The following is a 16,523-nucleotide window of genomic DNA, read 5'->3' as shown; positions in this document are numbered from 1 at the left end:
CTCTTCAATGTTGTGCCCGGTCTTGACTCGGTAGGACAGGCGCGCGGATAAGACCTCCGTCCAGAACGCCTGGGTGACGGCGTCGGGGATGCCGTCGGCAGACAGCACGGGATGGCGCCGGTTTGTAAAGTTTCGTGAAACAGCGTGACGGAGGCCAAGTGATGAAATTCCTTGGCATCTCAGCGCTGTGTATGTGGAAGTCAGCATAGAAACGTGACCTTCACTAGAGTTTTGAGCGTGCTTTTGACTTAGGCGCAGGCTTCGAGGCTTCCTCGGCTAGCCTGGCTGCCCGCAACCGGTTCGTTTTTGTAGCTCTCGCAGCCGTCTCCCGATCAATTATCTGTCGCGCTACTTTCGTAGTTATCGCACTTTTGGTCTCGGCAGGCGTAGATTTCTGCAGGCTTGGGCCTTGCGGGATATTCTTCAACGTCAAATCTCCGTCATTGGCGTCTTGTGATGAATCACACCGCCATCGCCGAGATCATGTAGTGATGAGAGTGCCGGCCTCGCGCGCCGCCGCCACGAATGCCCGTCGAGCACTTGCTACCGGACGCCGATTGTCATCTGCATCCACGCAAGCCTGTAAAGCCGCACGGTGCTTATCGCCACGCTTTCCCCGCCACTGCTTAAGTAGGAAATCGGAGCATTCGCGGGTGTTGCGGATGATTGTTTGCCCGCCCGCCGGGTCAACGAGAACGGTCACCGGCGGTTCAAATTTTGACTCTGTCATCCCCGCTTATAGCGAAATGGTTCTGAGATAGCGAACGCTATTGCGCCAAAGCCATCTTATTCTCCCGCTCGGCCGCGCGGCGCTGCTGTCGGTTCATGCCGGGGAAAGTGACAACGGTTTTCGGCGCCGCCTTCGGCTTGATGTCCCGGCCGATCTTGTCGTCCCATACCCGCAGGGTCTCGGTCGTAACGCCTGCGGCCGAGACGAGCGTAAGGTCGCACCTGCCGCCGATGCAGTGCCGAAGCCGCTGGCCATCGCCCCGCCAGTTGATGACGCCGGCCACGTTGCGCATGATCTCCATGTATTCCGCACCAGTCTCCCGAAGGTAGGCGAAGACGGTTTCGTCCGGCCTTTTGACGCGGAGTCCATGCGCCCGGATATCGTCGGTGCTGATGCCCGTGCCGGCGATCTGGACCGGCCCAAGCTCCTTGATCGTGAAAGGCGCGTCGGTGATGTTGTATGGCGTTTGCGCGGTCTCGAATGCCATGTGCAGCGGCCCGCGCGTCTCCGACCAGCACGCGATCAAGAATTGGTTGACTTCGTGCTCCTGCAATTCCCGGCCGTAGCTGGCGGCCTTGGCCTTCAACCCTTCCAGCACCTCGGGCAGGTGTTCGAGCAGCATGTCGACGCTCCCCGAGAAATCGACAGCCGTGCAGAGGATATCTGCAAACTGCTTTCCGATGTTGTGATGACCGCGCGATGTCACCGCAAAGGGCTTGTTTTTCGCCGCGGTGATTTTGCGCTCGATGCCGCGAATAGTGCCGGTGGCGTCGTAGATCGCGCCATCCGTCAGCACCGCGATGCCCTCCGGGCTCGAAGCAGAAATGAAGGCGCTCATTCGACTATTCCTTGTTCGAAGTTGATGCTGAAGGCTGGCCCGCAAACCGGCCCTGCGATGCCGTTGGCCATCTGCTCGAATATCCGCTCGAGTTGCTTGTCCATTGCGTTGGAGAAGCCATTCAGGAAGGCTTGGCCGAAGGCGTCACCAAGATCGCCTCCGTTATCAAGAAGCGCATCCTTGAAGTCCGTGGCGAAGCCTTTCACGCCATCGCGGATTTCGTTGAACTGTCCTTCGCGGCGGGCCAGCGCGTCCTTCTCCTGGCCGTAGGCCGCTGCCTGATCGCGGATCGACCGGAGTTGTCCCGGGGTCAGTTCGACGTTCTTGGCATAGGCTGCGGCGAGCATCTCCTGCTCGGCTCGGAGCGACGCCGCTGCTGCGCCGGTGAGCCCGAGCAGACGTGCCTCGTCCTGAAGGCCGCGCATCCTGAGTTCGTGCTGGCGCTGCGCGTCCTGCATGAAATCCACGCTGCCGGGCTGGTCGTCGAGACCTCGGAACTGCGGGATCGGAATGCGCTGCCCTGACTCAGTGCCTGCTTTCCCTGCCCCGGTGATGAGGTCCGTGCCGTTGACCGTGGCGTTGATGGCGTCCTGCAATTTCTCGAAGACGATCTTCGTCAACTCACCCTCGGCGCGGAGCCGCTTAAGCTCCTGCGCCACCGGGCTGGCGTCGATCATCGCCTGAGTCTTCTCCAGTCCGGTGATCTCGTCGGGCAGGCGGACAAATGGCACACTGCCGATGCGCGGATCGGCAAAGCCCTGCCGCTCCAGATCCATACGGGTGTTGATGCCGGCGCCAAGTTCCTGCCGCAGTGAGAGCCCTGCCAATCCTTGCTGGCTGGCATTAACCTTCAGCGCTGCCTCCTGCCGAAGCGTTTCCAGTTCCAGCAAAGCTTTCTTCGCCGCGAACTCCCTCTCGACGTTGGCCACGATGGTGTTCGTCGCTGTCGTGCTTATGTCACCGGTCGACGCGATGGCGTCACGATAGGTTTTTTGCAAACCACCCAATTCGTCAATCTGACCCTTGACCGTACTGAGCGGCGCGGCCTGATCCGCGAGTGCCTGTGTTGCACTGTCGACGCCAAGCCCTGCTTCGACCGAATAGCTTGCGAGCAGTTTGTAAGCCCCGTATCCGGCGGCTGCGGCAGCAATCCACGGCCCTGCTGCCCGAGCCACAGTTCCCAGAATGCCAGCGAAGTCTTTGAAGGCTGCAGAAACACCGCCGTTGCCACCATACAGTCCGAGAAGCTGCGATCCCTGCTGAACGAGCACCGTGGTGACCGGCATGCCGCCATAAAGCCCCACCCCTATGTCCTGCAGTTGGAACCCGAGGTTCTGGCGCCGGAAGCCATCAGCCCCGCCCATCCGTCCGCTCATGTTGTCATTGACGGGCGTGAAACTTTGGGCCGTAGCGAGGCGGGTGGCGTGCGCCTGCTGGGCGGCGCGCGACATCTTCATATTCACGTCATCGATCACGGAACCAAGCTGGACATACCCTTGCCGCGCGATCGACGTGCCATCGGCCATTGCGCCGAGCCGGGTCGTCATGCCCTGATAAATCGCACTGGCCTGTGCAACGTCGATCTTGCCCTGTTCCAGCGCCCTGTTGATCGACCGCAGACCGGTCTCAAGCTTGTAGGCCGTCCCATAGCCGTCGATGTAAGCGCGGGACAACTTGCCAATATCGCCGGTCGCCGCGGACACCTTTCCAGTCGTATCCGCCAGGGTGACTGATACAAGCTTGTTGCCCGCGGACAGTCGAGCCTGCGCGGCCTCCATTTCACGCGATCCGGCAACGAACCCGGACGAGTCCATGTCGGCGGCAACGCGAAGTCGCTTAAGTTGGACAGCTTCCATTTGATCACCTCGGCTTCGGGCTGTAGATTTCCGGCCAGGACTCTTCCGCCGGGATATAGAGCGGCGCGGGGATGACCGGCTCGTCCATCACTGGGATATCCGCCAGTTCGGCGATCATCTTCCGAGCGTCGGAAAACCGCCGGCTGGCGTTCGCACTGGCGACCGTGCGAACCGCTATTTGCATGCTGCGGAAGGCGGACACGGTGTTGGTGACGCCGGTCCGGCATCCGTCAATGTCCTCGACCAGCGAGCGGATGAGATTGTCCTGACTCTCCACCACCATGGCGAGCGCCAGCGCGTGCTCGGCGATGTCCTCGGGCGGCATAGACTTGTGCGCCTCGGCGAGTTTCTCGGCTGCGGTCATTGGCCGATGGCCTCCATGAGTTCCAGGCGTAGCGCGTACATTTTTGGCCACGCTTCGGTCCATGCGTTCTTCGATGCCCATTCCGGCGGCTCAGGTTGCCAAACCTCCAACGGAGACGGTTCCCAAGGCTTTTGTCCAATGGCGAAGAACAGCGCCATTCTATCCCCAGCCCGGAATGCCTCGATTGCGGCGGCAGTGACAAGGCTTCGGCGTTTTCCTGCGCGGCGTTTCAATGGCATCGTTTCGCCTCCCCGTCGAAGAACAGGCCCAGCCGAGCCAGGTATGCCGTCTCGCTCTCGAATGTAGGCGGGTCGTCGGGATCGTAGACATCTGCAACGAAGTCGCCTGGCTTGCGCTTCTCATCGATCAGGTGGCCATCAACATCGCGATGGATGCCGTTGTAGTATTCGAACTCCCACTGATCGACGTAGCTGGTCGGCATCCCGTATTCGAAGTGAGGGACGTAGCCGAGCACCTCGAACTTTGGCGTTCCTTTGCCCCCGGTCCGAATTCGGTTCTCTGGCGCATCGAACATCCACCAGCCGCGCGGACGCGTGCCGGGATTATCGAGCACCCACTGCGCCAGCAGTTCGTCGCGCCACCGCTCCCAAAGCTCTCGCACCTCCTTGTCAGTCCACCAGAATACGAACTGGTGCTCGGGATCGCCGAGGAAATGGCCCTCCACCTCCTCAGGTAGCCCGTTCTCGCGGCGTATCGCCTTCTTGCGTTTCACAGGCATGGCTATCTCCGATTGCTGCCGATGGCAGGCGGACGCGTTGGCTCGCCGCCAGGGCCTTCGCCATCGAGATCAAGTTCGCGGATCGCCCGCATGAATGAGATCCTGCTATCGCGCTCGATTGCGACTTCCGGCCGCGCTTTGACGGCGCCGCGCTCGTCGGTGAATGTGAGCCCGTGCTTGCCGATCGCCTCACGCGCTTGCTGGCAACGGTCCCATGCCTCACCAGCCGCCTGGAGCAGCCGCAAATGATGGCTTTCGAGAGCGTATTCAGCCGTCACCTCGTCCCACCACGCACGGGTTGCTTTCGACAGGTGCTTCGGCGCAGGTGCGCGTTCCTTCGCAGCCAATCGACGCGGGGTCGGCTGCGGATTGTCGGCGACGACGGTCAGTGATGCGGCGCTTTGTGGCCCTCGGGCACCCATTATTCACCTCCTCGCACGCGCGGAATGAACCGGGGCATCGAAACTGAAAACGTTGGCCCGGACCGGTCTAGGCCCATTGGCGCTGTAGGGATTTGCCCCGCCCCGGTCATATCTTGCCCCACATGGCCAGGACGCGGTCGACGCTCGCTGGCGCTTGGCCTCGGTATGAGGAGGCAGGCGAGGCCAGACGCGCTGTCGATGACGCTACTGACCTCGCCGCCCATGCAGGACGGGCAGAAGGTGCAGGGCGCGGAGAATTCACCCTGTTCGATGCACCTGCCGCCCATCGCTGCGCTAGTCGCCGAGTGAAAGCATCGCTCGGCCTATCTTCGAGCCAGCAGTTGGCCCCTTCGTCGCCGTACGCTCCGTTAAGGCGCGCGCAAATGGCAACATGATCGATGTCGGCGGCTTCTATGACTCTGAGGCCGTCGCGTTCATTGCATTGCAGAAAGGTGAAGTTCACGCTGCAATCGGATGTGCTGCCGTCACCGATGGTGCGCAGCGCCGCTCGCTTCCAGCCAACTGCATCGTCAACGTCTGCCGCCCAAGCCAGGCCGAACGCATCGTTCCAGAGTTGCAGTGTGCCGTTCGCCGTTTGCGCTAGGGGATAGTCATGCCCCTCATGCATGAAACACAATCGGACATTCCGCGCGTCGATACGTACGGCGTTGGGCCGAACCATTTCCCGAAGGCCGTCGATCTGGATGGCCTTGTTCCAAGGCAGCGCGTACCCGTTGACCTTCATGTCAGCCGCGCTCCTGCTCCGGAAGGAACTCGGCTGCCCACGCGCTCAAAGACGCCAGCGGCTTCGAATCAACTTGGCCGATCTTCGCCATGATGCGCGACACGTCCTTGTGCGGCTGCGAGGCGGCGTTGGCGAAGTGAGGCGCAACGCAATACGGCTGGCAACTCTGCAGTTCGGCCAGCGCGGCGGTTGCCTCATTGAGCGCGGACAGAAGGCGGCGAGCCTGCCGTGCGGCCCATGGGTGCAACTGCCTGTCGACTTCCGGCGAGAAGTCGCGGACCAGCTTTGCGCGGGCGACGCGCGCCCTGACGATGGTTTCCTCTACCGCCGCGATCTGCACATCGATCTTGGCAAGCTGCTTTGTGACTTCCCGATCCTGTGTCGACGCGACGTAGGCGCGCATCGGTGCGCTTTCGGTGCGAAGGCGTTCGCGCTCGGCTCGGGCGGCGGCGAGTTCCTGTTCTGCCCGGACAAGCTTCGTCGGCAGGACGATCTCGGGGCGAGGCGGTTGATCAAGTCTAGCCAGCATCGGCTTTGGTCTCTCGGGTTGACGTTGATGACAATTTACCGCGTGCCGAAGGCGGTTCGGCGTTACGCATAACGGATTTCTGCCACCGCTCGATGATTTGCGCCGCCTTGGCTTCGAGATGGTTCCGGCTCTGTGTCTCGGCCTCAGAGAGTTCGCCCGCCTCGATCAGCGCGTCGGCGAAGCCGAACAGGTCGATGACGACACGCAGCACGCCCTGATGCCGCCGGATGCGTTTCCGATACGCCCGCTGACGATCGGCCGGGCTCAATAGACTTCCTCGTGGCCAAATGTGCCGCTTGTGACGGGTGTGACGGCTTCATGGGGGGACACAGACACATATCGGCGCCATGCGTCGTAGAAGTCAGAAGCCGAGTAGCCTTTGCCAGTCCACTCGCCGATCCGGATCGTCTTGGAATTGACGCTGTACCCCTTCAGGCGCTTGGCGAGTCCGGTGTCGTTAAGCGGTTTTCCCCTGATGTCGGCCCACGGCGACTCCGGCATGGTGACCAGCATGTCCAGGATGGTCTTCGTCGAGAGAACCTCCGAATCTCCGAAAACGGCTTTAAGGTCGGCAAGGAGTCGGATTCCAAGGCTGGGTGTGCCCTCCTTAGAAGCCGTCACAAGCGTCACACAGGCCACACGCGCTCGCGCCGGCCACTCACCTCCGACTTCGTCGGCAACTGCAAGAAGAGGTTCCCAGACATCCGCCGCCCTGTCCTCCACACCCGCCGGCATCTCGGGAAAGCTGTCGGCCAAGGTGTCTACGACAGACACGCACCAGGCGGCGAGCCGGTCACGTATCTCACGGCCTTGGTGTGCATGGACGCGACGGCGGTAAGGTTCGACGTGTTCGTCCGGCGCGCGGCGGCGCATTTGAACGATGACGCTGCGGGTCAAAATCGTATCCGGCAAATCGCCCAAGCCGGCGAGCGCCACCGCGCAATAGGCGGGGATTTCCTCCGTCTCGACGATCTTTCCGCGCACGACGCAGCGGCCGGCAACTGCGCCTTGACGGTGACCGGCGTTCAGCAATCCCCGGATTTCCTCGTTATCCTTGGCCTTCGGGCCGAACACCGTGTCGACCTCGTCGAACAAGATGGTCGGGCGGCCCTGGGGATCGGCAACCTTGCGAAACAAGTAGGCCGGCGTGACGTTCACGGCCTCGACTGGCCGCGGCACGAGCAACTCCGAGATTTCCAGCGCCCGCGTTTTCCCCGATGCGGGTTCTGGCGACAGGAAGGCAATCCGGGGCGTCGCCTCCCATGCGTCCATCGAGTGCGCATGAGCGATCCAGAGGGTATGCGCGACGTGCGACGCTTCATCGGGATAGGAAACAAACCGGCCCAGAAAGGCGAACACGTCTTCAAGAATTTCGGCGGGGTCGGTGGCCGACATGCGCTCCGCCACCGGATCCTTGTGGATGAAGTTCATCAGTATGTCCTCCGGTTCTGGCGGCGCCAGTCGGCGGCGGCGTCTGTGATATGGCTGGGAAGATTCTCGACAGCCGGCGGCCGGCGCCGGCCGCGCCAATCGTCGAGCAGGTCGGTGGTATCGGCGTGCAGGTTGTCGATGGCCACGCATTCAAAGCCCGCGACTTCGACGGCGATAGAAGCCGCCAGGAGATGGCCGCGCGCCCGGTGTACGTGGCGGACAGCCCGCTCGATAAAGATTTGCTCGGTCGTGGGGAGGGAGGCGTGACGGGTCATTCCTCACCTCCGTAGCTCTTGTGCGCCTTCAGCGCGGCGGTCTGCTCACGCCATGACCAGCGCGAAGAAACCAATGGCTTGCTATGGAAATTTTCGTCGATCACCGCTTCCGGGATCACAATGTCCGGGAGTTCGATTCCGTCCGGGATACCGACGTGCAGCTCGTCCTTGATATGGTCGATCTGCTTCTGAAGCTCGCCAAGCCGGTGTTCAGCCATGCGGCGCAAGTGGTCCAGCATTCGCTGGTCGACGTTATCGTCGAGAACGCCTTGGGCTTCTTCCTGCCAATCATTTTTAGCCGCCAGGACTCGCCACGACAGGGTGTTGTCGTGGAAGGGCTTCAACGCATCATCGACGATCTGCCGAAGAACGTCGGGGCGCAGTTGGGCAAGAGCGTCGATCTCGGTCTGCTCGACACCGAATGCTGATCTCCACCGATCCGCCCGCCGTTCCGATTCCTTCAGCGGTGTCGACGGCAATTCGAGTTCCTTGACTTGTTCGACAGTCAGCCCGATCTGGCGGACCTCGAAATCAAGGTCGTGGAACTTCAAGTCGCGGAACGCTTGCAACTTGCGGCCGATGCTGACCGGCATCTGATGGCCAGCCGGGTCACAGTCGGCCAAGGTGAAGACCCGCATCGGCCGACCATCGGAAGCCGCGTCGCTGGCCATCTTGTGGACCAGGCTGTCGGTCAACTCGCCGGCCGGCAGATAGACATCGGCGCCGTAGCGCTTTGCGATCGGCAGCGCGACCTCGGCGAGCGAGGATTTCTCGCCGAAGATCACAAGGTGGTACGGCTGCCGGCCCTCGAAATTTCTGGCGTAGACAATCGGATCTATGTCGTCGACATCGGGCAGCGTGAAGCTAAGTTCGCCGGGGATGATGCAGGCTTCCGGCGAACTTGCATCCGCCCTATGGACCACCGGCGGGTCGTTACGCTGGTCTCGGACCTTCTCGAAGTCGATATATCCGAGCCAGCGTGCGGCCTTGGCAGGGAAGACTTGCAACCACGACCAGTCGGCGTCGGTATTTCTGTACAGTTGGCCATTAGGTTTTTTGACATCGCCTCGGGCGACGATTGCGTAGTGCAGCCCGCGAAGGTGGATAGATTCGCGGGCGCCGATAGCTTTCTCGAATTGCTCCAGAAACCATTGCGCGTCGCGGTGGCCGGCTGGCGTGTCGACGCGGTAGGGATCGTTTTGCGCGGCCAGGACCGTCAGGTCGTTCAGTGTGGTCGAGTGGCCGTTCTTAAATTCGCGTATGCGGGCGGAGAGCTTGCCGTTCATTGGCCGACCCTCCTGGAGTGGAAGGCGAGGGAGGCGACGGCGAGTGCAAGTTCGGAGGAAACGCTGAACCGCCGGCGAATGGCGGCGGCTTGCAGATCAAGGATGTTTTCGGTAATTTCGGCTTCTTCTTCATGCTGCCACGCTACGAAGGAAACCGCGACGGCCTGGTCACCAGCCAGGCCGTTCGCATTTGCGAGGCTCATCGTCTTAGGCGGCCTTCCGCTCGGCCGCGGCCTTTTCCAGAACGGCTACAAGTTCAGAGACCGGCCAACGATTGGTGCCGGGTCCTACTTTAAGCGGCTTGGGGAAGCGGCCGGCATTGATGCCGCGCCAAAGGGTAGAGCGATGGATAGGGGTATCTTCGCCGCCAATAATCCGGCAGGCGGTGGTCTCGTCGACCAGCTCGGAAAATGCGTCTTGGCGCATGTCCGCTCCTTTGCGTTCGTGTTGACGCATGGAATTTCGGACTGCTGCACTCGGATGTCGTACTGAACAAAAACCGTATTAGTTCAGGACAAGCCGTCGCTATAAATGCGGAAGCCGGCCTTCCGCCGAACTTCGCGCACCTTAGACCATATAGTCTCTATGGTGCGCTCGGACATCGACAGTCCGAGTGATGACAACGAAGCGCTTACATGTGAACAGGCAGAGCAACGTTCCACGGACGCCTCGTTTCTGGTCGGCGCCAGCCCTTGATCTACCGCCAGTTCAACAGCATGGAAAATTGCGTCATCGCGATGCACGTGGCTGATTGGATGGCGACCGCGCCGAAACTTTTGCGGTGTTGATGCTGAAGCTACGATGTACTGCTGCAAAGCCAGGGGCAGACGCTCACGCATTTCTGTCAGTCTGGCGGCCCGTCGCATAAGGCCTGATGCGCGACGCGATCTCCGTTTTGTGCTCGTTCAACAACCCTCTCAGGGTGCTCGCCGGTGAAGCGGTAACGTTTAGGATCGTCGTCCTGAAGCGCGGTGTCGATCTCCAAGCCCGTGTCGCACATCAGATTGAATCGAAGCGACCGCTCCGAAGCTCCGGCTTCCTTCAGCCACGGATGGTCGGCAAGAAACTCGTGGACGGGATCGCCGGCGGCCATTCCTATCTCCTTGAGGCAAGATGAAGGATGTCAGCACTCGTACCTTCGAGGATGCCGGCGAGTCGGTCGGCCCAAGTCTCCAGCGCCTCCCGCTTTTCCCGGTCGTAGGTGTACCGCGCATAGACGCGGCTGGTGATGCTCGCCCTGGTCGAACTGACGTGGTTCAGGACGTGGCCGATCACGAAGGGCGAGATGCCCAATTCTTCCATATGCGTCGCGGCGGTGCGGCGCAGATCGTGGCATGTCCAAGGTGCCACGCCCATAATCTTCGCTGTGCCGCGTTTGGTCGTCTCTTCACGCTTGATGGCCTTGGCTATAGCTGCACCGGTAACGGCAGCGCGGGCGCCAGGGCCAGGGAACACGAAATCCGAGACCGCTCGTTCCTTACGCTCGGCGAGAGCCTCGGCGTCGCCCAGTTGGCTTTTGATGATTTCGATAGCCATTGAGGGCAGGGGAACGACATGTTCGTGCTTGTTCTTCGACCTCTCGGGCGGGATCGTCCAAATGCCTTTTGCCAGATCAAGCTCTTTCCGAGACATGCCAGAAACTTCGCCGACACGCTGGCCTGTTATCAGGCAGAGCCGGATCACCCGGCGGGTCGACTCGCGCATGTCGGCGTCGGGGAGAGAGGCCCACATGGTTTTGATCTCGTCGGCGTCGAGCACGCGGTCGCGTTCGGTCGTCTCCGTAGGCTTCTTCATCCCCTCAGTCAGATTATGGTCGAGATCGCCACGGCCTCGCGCCCATCGCACCATCGCCCGGATGTCCTCAAAGATGCGATTGGCTTCGACGTGGGCGCCACGATCTTTCACGGCGTCAATGCATTGGGTGATGTCGCGCCGGTGCAGTTCGGACAGTTTGATGTCGCCGACCTCGTCACTGACATTCTTACGGAGCCGACGCGCTATCTCGTCGCCCGAGCGCTTTGTCGATGCGTGGCGCGCAATGTAGTTGTCGACGAGGTCGCGCACACTCTGGGAGGCGGCGAGGGCGCGTTTCTCGACCAGCGGGTCTTGACCGTCGCCGATACCGCCGCGCGCTTCTCTGGCTTTCTCCCGAGCCTTACCGAGCTTGATCTCGGGATATCGCCCGAGCTTCATCCTGGCCCTCTTGCCGTCCAAAGGGCGGGTGTAGTTCAGATAAAATGCTTTCGTGCCGGCGGGGGATGTCCGCAGCGAAAGCCCCTTGATGACAGTGTCAAAATAGTCCGTCTGTTTCCCTTCGATGGGCTTGGCAGCGGCGCAAAATCTGTCGGTGAGTTCGATCGTCGGCATTGTCCAGCAACCAACCGGTTCCGCTTAGGTACGGAAATAGGTACGCCAGAACATGCGCTTTGTCGATACCCATTGCGACGCAGTGCAACACCATGCACAGTTAAACCATTGTGTAGCAAGGATTTAAGCGTCTCAGGCAGTCGCGGCTTGTCGCACTGTGGCGCGATGGAAAGCCTCTGTTAACCGGTTGGTCGCTGGTTCGAATCCGGCCCGGGGAGCCAAACAATCTCAAAGACTTAGCAAGCGGCCTTTCCCGCAAAAAATTTCGTTGGGTATGCTTGAGGTAAGCGGCGCGCCTCGGCTGGGCTGTCGACTCGCTCGCTCAAGGACGTTCGTTCGCCCGTTCCATGGCCCTCAGCACGCCTTCGCGCCCCACCTTCCGAGATCTCGTTGCCGCCCGAGAGCGGATGTGTGGCGCCGACCACTTACAAGAAACATGCCGAGCAGGGACAGGATGTGTTGCGGCGGCAGCCAGTCTCTCGACGTGATCACATCTGGACCGGCAGCTTCAGGCTGCGAACCTGCAAAGAGCGGACCTTCGCGGGGCTGGGGCATCGTCATGACCCGACCCAAGCGATCGTTGCACACTCCGCATATGAATCTTCCCAAGCCGACGCCGGCAGTCTGTTGCGGCTGGGCTGAACCTCTTATTCTGCCGTTTCACGGTTCGTCGCGTTCAGAACCTGCACGCTGATAGCCGCAACGAGACCGGTTAACACAATTCCTGCGAAACCGATCACCAACGCCAGCAATCGGGCCGAAACATGTTTTGGTGTAAAGTCGCCATAGCCGATGGTGAGGCCTGTCACGAAGGTGAAGTAGAGGGCCTCGTCGATCCGCCAGTTCGCTATGCGCCATATTACCAGCCCTGATCCAGTCATGACAAATACGATTCCTGATAGGATTGGCCAGACTACACGGAGTTGCTGGACGAGTGCGGCAAAGAATATGCGCCTCATTTGCTTTGACGGTGATTTCTTGCCGTTTTCTGCCGACATGATCTCTGGCCTTTCAGTCGCTCGCGGGGCAATAAACGCCCAACGTCAGATCGACCTCACTGTAGTGCCGGCGGCAGGATGTATAGCGTCATGGCGAAGATTGCGTACACCATCAATACCAGGACGCCGACGAACCACGCCGACCGCCCGCTGTTCGTGACAAACATCGCGGTAAGGGTCGCGATCAGCACCATCACCACGGCACCCGGCCAGAATTGCAGGTCCATCGGTAATGGGCCAACCACGTAACTCAGCAGAACGAGCACGGGCGCAACGAACAACGCGATTTGGGAGGCGCTCCCCAGCGCAATACCCACGCTCAGGTCGAGCCGGTTCTTGCGTGCGCCCGAAAACGCCGAGGCCATTTCGGCGGCGCCGCCGACCAGTGCGACGACGATGAAACCGACAAAAGCAGGGGTCATCCCAAATGCTTCGGCAGCCTTCTGCACCGACTCGACGAAAACCTCGCTTACCAGCGCCACGAGCACCGTAACGCCTGCCAAAGTGGCCAAGGCAAGTCCGATCGGCCACGGTGCTTCGTCCGGCTCGGCGTGCTCCGCCCCGGAAAAGACCTCACGGTGCGTACCGAGCGAGAACAACAGTCCTAATCCGTATCCGACGATCAACAGAACGGCCAAGCCGAGACTAAGCTGTTGGGTCACCGCCGCCGCCGATGTTGAGTCGACTTCCGCCACCGCCGAGGGCATCAGCAACGCAATTGTAGCCAAGAAAAGCAGACCCGACTGGAGACGCGCGCTGGATCGGTTGAATTCCTGAAGGTGGTATTTGAGTCCACCGACGAGAAACGAGGCCCCCAGCATGAACAAGGTGTTGGTGACAATCGCGCCGGCGATGGATGCCTTCACCAATGTGTACTCTCCTGCGCGCAGAGCAGCCAGTGCGATGACCAGCTCGGTCAGATTTCCCAGGGTGGCATTGAGCAGCCCGCCGGCGGCGTCGCCCGTCTTGGCGGCAACAGATTCGGTAGCGTGACTGAGCAATCCCGCCAGTGGCACGATGGCAAGCACTGACAGCACAAAGAGCGTCGTGTGAGCTTCGGGAGCAATTTTCGCGGCAACGAACACCACTGGCACTGTGACCAGCAACCACAGCATAGGGCTGTGGCGAATTTCTTTGAGAAGGGGGCCCAACTGTTCACTCCTGCTCGGTCACCCAGACTCCTCGGTCTTTGGCTTGGCAACTGGCACGGTAAGTCAGATTCCCGAAACCATTTTGATCTGTCCCGTTCCAAGACGGACCGCGGTCCCTCGCTTCATGGGTTCGGATTTAGACGGTACGATCGATCACGACGGATAAGAAGTATGTCACTGTATATCACCGTAGCGGGGGAGCCTGCATGGCGCCGCGTTCGCACAGCAGCGCGTCGTGGTACGCTCGCCGGCTCCGCTGGCACCTGGGTGAGGCGCGGAGCCGTCACCTAAGACAGATAACGCTCAGTCGTTCACGACGTCCCACGTATCGTCCGGGTTGAAGCGGTCGATGTATTTGACGATCTGCCCGGTGGCCTCGCCGAGATCGGTCTCGTAGACGATGCCCTGCTGATTGACAGCAAACGTCTTCACGCCGGTCTCGCCATATTTCACCGGCCAGGCCAGCAATCCGAAACCGCCGATCATGTTGCCGTTGATGATGTAGTCATAGGCGTCGCCCGCGACATTGTCGCCTTGGCCGGTCAGGATTTTGAAGCGATAGCCGAAGTAACCTTCGCCTTTGCGGGCGTCCTCCAGCTCGGCCTGGTTGAGGTCGCCCGCCGGGCTTTCGCCATGCTCGGCGTCGGTAGGCCAGTAGAGTCCGTCGGTCGCGCCTTCGCTGCTGATCAGTTTCTGCGCGAACTCTTCCACGCCGTCGCCGTCATGGTCGTCCTCGGCATATTCCTCCTGCGCGTCGACATAGGCACGCACCGTGGCGATAGCCTCCAGCTCGTTCTCGCCGACGCGCCGGTTGATGATCTCCTCAAGCCCCGCCTCGCTGTCGAAGGCCCACTTGCCGTCCTCGCCCTTCAACAGCGGGAAGGGGAATGGCCAGAGCTTCTCGCCGATCTGCAGGACCTTGCCGTTTTCGATGTCGGCAACCACCAGTTCCTTGGCCGCCCCCTCGCGGATTTTCGCATAGGTGTCCATCACGCCGTCGGCTTGCCTGAGTTTTTTGGCATCCAGGCCAAGCAGTTTCGCCAGGCCGTCGAAATCGTCGGCGGCCAACGCCTTCTTGAAGGCGTCGACGGCGGCGTCGGCATTGTCGAACAGGGGCGGGTCCTCGTCCGACTCGAGTGCGAAGATGCCGGGATCGTCGCCGGCCTCGTCCGCGTCCGCGGCCTGTGCCGGCTGGTCGGATTGGGCCTGCGCCCATGAGGCCGGCGACATGGCCGCAAGTCCCGCTGCGAGAGCGGACAGGCAGACGGTACGCATCATGTGACGGAGAATCGCGTTCATGGTCCTGCTCCTTTGCCCGTGCTCAACGCCTGCGCCCGCCGCCGCCACCACGGCCGCCGCCGCCACCGCCGCCACGCGATCTGCCGCCGCCGCTCATCGACCGCCCGCCGCCTCCACTGTGCATTTTACGTCCACCGCCGCCTCCATGCTGGACGGCCCGTCCGCCGCCGCGCTGACCTCCGCCCATCGATTTCTGGCCGCGGTTCGACTGCACTTTGGCGACCTTGCCACGGTCGACATTGCCAAGCCCGGAAGGTTTGCTTGGCCGGTTGTTCACCTTGCCGCCGGCTTTCGGCTTGCCCGCGGGGCGGTTGGCGTTGGCCGGCCGCTGGCCGCCAGACCGAGCGGCGGCGTCGCGCTTGCCTCCATCGGGCCGCGCGGCCGGTCTCTGCCCGTCAGCGCCGGCGCGTGCCCGGTCCCCCGGATTGTTCTTGAGGCCTTCAAGCGTGGACTTGCGAATGTCCTGGGCCTTGGCCGCGCGGGCCGGATTGTTCTTAGGCATGTCGCGGCGGATGTTGGCCGCCCTGTTGCCGATGTTGTTCTTGCCGTTCGCTTCGACCCTGTTCTTGATGTTGGTCCGGTCGAATTTTGCAAGCTGATCCCGGTCGAAATTGATCTTGGATCGGTCGATGTTCTTCCAGTCGACGTCCTTCAGGTTGAGCTTGCCGTCGAAGTCGATGTCGTTGAAGCATTTGTTGCAGTCGATATCGATGTCGCCGCCGTCCCAGTTGCCGCCCCAGACACCCCAGTCGTCCCAGTCGACCGCCGCCGCCCAGATCGCCCCGGTGGCCGCCGCCGCGAAGAAGGTCGCGCCCGGATACCAATAGCTCGGATAGGGTTCCGGATAATAGCTGATCGGCTCAGGCGGATAGTTCTCCACGTAGAGCATCTGCGGCTCGTATTGCGGCACGTAGATCTTTTCGGTGTTGACCGACTGGATGATGATGTTGTCGCCCTGCGTCTCGACCTTCATCTTGTCATCGGTCTTGACGATGTCCTTGGCGACCGCCTCCTCGCGCAACTGCTGGATGGCGATCAGAACGTCCTTCTGCTGGTAGGCGATGGCGTCGCCGAGCTGCTGCGTCCATTCGAGATCGTCGCTCATCATCTTCACGACCTCGGGATAGTTGAGCAGCGAGATCACGCTGCCGTCCCAGCTTTCCTTCGGTTTCAGCTTCTTGTCCTTGGCGTAGGCGTCGAGATAGCGCTGCGCCTCGATGATCTGCAGCGGATAGAGCGACGCGGCGGTTATCACCGCGATAAGCTCGTCCGGATAGAGCGCGATGCGCGCCACCAGCACCTCGAGCTCGTCGGCACTGAGCGGCTCCGGCGCCTCGGCCACCGGCGCGGCCGGAGCCGCCGCCGCCGTTTGCGTCTGCGCAGCCGTCGGGTATGCCGCGAATATCATCAAGCCTATACACGCCGCAGCGCCGGCTGCCCTTAAAACGGTGTTGAAGGTCATGTTTCAACTCCCCTGTGTCAGTGCTGCAACC

At 61.3% G+C, this 16,523-nt stretch carries 20 protein-coding genes and 1 pseudogene; all 21 read right to left on the bottom strand.

What is annotated here, in order from left to right:
- Positions 1-481: 481 nt before the first annotated feature.
- Complete coding sequence (locus ABMA59_RS19560; protein WP_349007056.1) at positions 482-730, bottom strand: DUF982 domain-containing protein; 249 nt, start codon at positions 728-730, stop codon at positions 482-484.
- A 37-nt stretch (positions 731-767) separates the two neighbouring features.
- The gene (locus ABMA59_RS19555; RefSeq protein WP_349007055.1) at positions 768-1,568 is read right to left on the bottom strand and encodes a hypothetical protein; all 801 of its coding nucleotides are present in this window, start codon (positions 1,566-1,568) and stop codon (positions 768-770) included.
- A complete protein-coding gene (locus tag ABMA59_RS19550) occupies positions 1,565-3,424 on the bottom strand; it encodes a phage tail length tape measure family protein (RefSeq protein WP_349007054.1) in 1,860 nt (619 codons plus the stop codon). Before ABMA59_RS19550 ends, ABMA59_RS19555 begins: the two co-directional genes overlap by 4 nt.
- A 4-nt stretch (positions 3,425-3,428) precedes the next feature.
- Positions 3,429-3,788, bottom strand: a complete 360-nt coding sequence (locus tag ABMA59_RS19545) for a hypothetical protein (RefSeq protein ID WP_349007053.1) — start codon at positions 3,786-3,788, stop codon at positions 3,429-3,431.
- Positions 3,785-4,027 (bottom strand): hypothetical protein, encoded by a 243-nt coding sequence (locus tag ABMA59_RS19540; protein WP_349007052.1) that lies wholly within the window; start codon positions 4,025-4,027, stop codon positions 3,785-3,787. The genes ABMA59_RS19545 and ABMA59_RS19540 overlap by 4 nt, the downstream gene beginning before the upstream one ends.
- Positions 4,018-4,527, bottom strand: coding sequence for a hypothetical protein (locus ABMA59_RS19535; RefSeq protein ID WP_349007051.1), 510 nt, complete (start codon positions 4,525-4,527; stop codon positions 4,018-4,020). The genes ABMA59_RS19540 and ABMA59_RS19535 overlap by 10 nt, the downstream gene beginning before the upstream one ends.
- Before the next feature lie 2 nt (positions 4,528-4,529).
- A complete protein-coding gene (locus tag ABMA59_RS19530) occupies positions 4,530-4,949 on the bottom strand; it encodes a P27 family phage terminase small subunit (protein WP_349007050.1) in 420 nt (139 codons plus the stop codon).
- 418 nt (positions 4,950-5,367) lie between these two features.
- Positions 5,368-5,694: pseudogene (locus tag ABMA59_RS37240) on the bottom strand (HK97 family phage prohead protease); the annotation flags it as partial.
- Position 5,695: 1 nt separating this feature from the next.
- Positions 5,696-6,223 (bottom strand): hypothetical protein, encoded by a 528-nt coding sequence (locus ABMA59_RS19520; RefSeq protein ID WP_349007048.1) that lies wholly within the window; start codon positions 6,221-6,223, stop codon positions 5,696-5,698.
- Complete coding sequence (locus tag ABMA59_RS19515; RefSeq protein WP_349007047.1) at positions 6,213-6,491, bottom strand: hypothetical protein; 279 nt, start codon at positions 6,489-6,491, stop codon at positions 6,213-6,215. The genes ABMA59_RS19520 and ABMA59_RS19515 overlap by 11 nt, the downstream gene beginning before the upstream one ends.
- Positions 6,488-7,654, bottom strand: a complete 1,167-nt coding sequence (locus tag ABMA59_RS19510) for a DUF3631 domain-containing protein (RefSeq protein ID WP_349007046.1) — start codon at positions 7,652-7,654, stop codon at positions 6,488-6,490. The genes ABMA59_RS19515 and ABMA59_RS19510 overlap by 4 nt, the downstream gene beginning before the upstream one ends.
- Positions 7,654-7,929 carry a death domain-containing protein gene (locus tag ABMA59_RS19505; protein WP_349007045.1) on the bottom strand — a complete coding sequence of 92 codons (276 nt, stop codon included), beginning with the start codon at positions 7,927-7,929 and terminating at the stop codon, positions 7,654-7,656. Before ABMA59_RS19505 ends, ABMA59_RS19510 begins: the two co-directional genes overlap by 1 nt.
- Entirely contained in the window at positions 7,926-9,215 is a 1,290-nt protein-coding gene (locus ABMA59_RS19500) for a hypothetical protein (RefSeq protein WP_349007044.1), read from the bottom strand. Before ABMA59_RS19500 ends, ABMA59_RS19505 begins: the two co-directional genes overlap by 4 nt.
- Entirely contained in the window at positions 9,212-9,418 is a 207-nt protein-coding gene (locus ABMA59_RS19495) for a hypothetical protein (RefSeq protein WP_349007043.1), read from the bottom strand. Before ABMA59_RS19495 ends, ABMA59_RS19500 begins: the two co-directional genes overlap by 4 nt.
- Positions 9,419-9,422: 4 nt before the next feature.
- Positions 9,423-9,641 (bottom strand): helix-turn-helix transcriptional regulator, encoded by a 219-nt coding sequence (locus ABMA59_RS19490; RefSeq protein WP_349007042.1) that lies wholly within the window; start codon positions 9,639-9,641, stop codon positions 9,423-9,425.
- A gap of 418 nt (positions 9,642-10,059) precedes the next feature.
- Positions 10,060-10,308: a hypothetical protein gene (locus ABMA59_RS19485; RefSeq protein ID WP_349007041.1), complete on the bottom strand. Its 249-nt coding sequence runs from the start codon at positions 10,306-10,308 to the stop codon at positions 10,060-10,062.
- A 2-nt stretch (positions 10,309-10,310) separates the two neighbouring features.
- Complete coding sequence (locus ABMA59_RS19480; protein WP_349007040.1) at positions 10,311-11,582, bottom strand: tyrosine-type recombinase/integrase; 1,272 nt, start codon at positions 11,580-11,582, stop codon at positions 10,311-10,313.
- Positions 11,583-12,229: 647 nt separating this feature from the next.
- Entirely contained in the window at positions 12,230-12,541 is a 312-nt protein-coding gene (locus ABMA59_RS19475; protein WP_425475952.1) for a potassium channel family protein, read from the bottom strand.
- Positions 12,542-12,636: 95 nt separating this feature from the next.
- A complete protein-coding gene (gene cax, locus ABMA59_RS19470) occupies positions 12,637-13,731 on the bottom strand; it encodes a calcium/proton exchanger (protein ID WP_349007038.1) in 1,095 nt (364 codons plus the stop codon).
- Positions 13,732-14,034: 303 nt separating this feature from the next.
- Positions 14,035-15,030 carry a DUF2950 domain-containing protein gene (locus ABMA59_RS19465; protein ID WP_349007037.1) on the bottom strand — a complete coding sequence of 332 codons (996 nt, stop codon included), beginning with the start codon at positions 15,028-15,030 and terminating at the stop codon, positions 14,035-14,037.
- A 22-nt stretch (positions 15,031-15,052) separates the two neighbouring features.
- Positions 15,053-16,492: a DUF3300 domain-containing protein gene (locus tag ABMA59_RS19460; RefSeq protein ID WP_349007036.1), complete on the bottom strand. Its 1,440-nt coding sequence runs from the start codon at positions 16,490-16,492 to the stop codon at positions 15,053-15,055.
- Positions 16,493-16,523: the final 31 nt, after the last annotated feature.

This window comes from Mesorhizobium yinganensis, from assembly GCF_040081985.1.
GTDB classification, from domain to species: Bacteria; Pseudomonadota; Alphaproteobacteria; order Rhizobiales; family Rhizobiaceae; genus Kumtagia; species Kumtagia yinganensis.
This window is presented reverse-complemented; position numbering and strand designations above follow the sequence as displayed.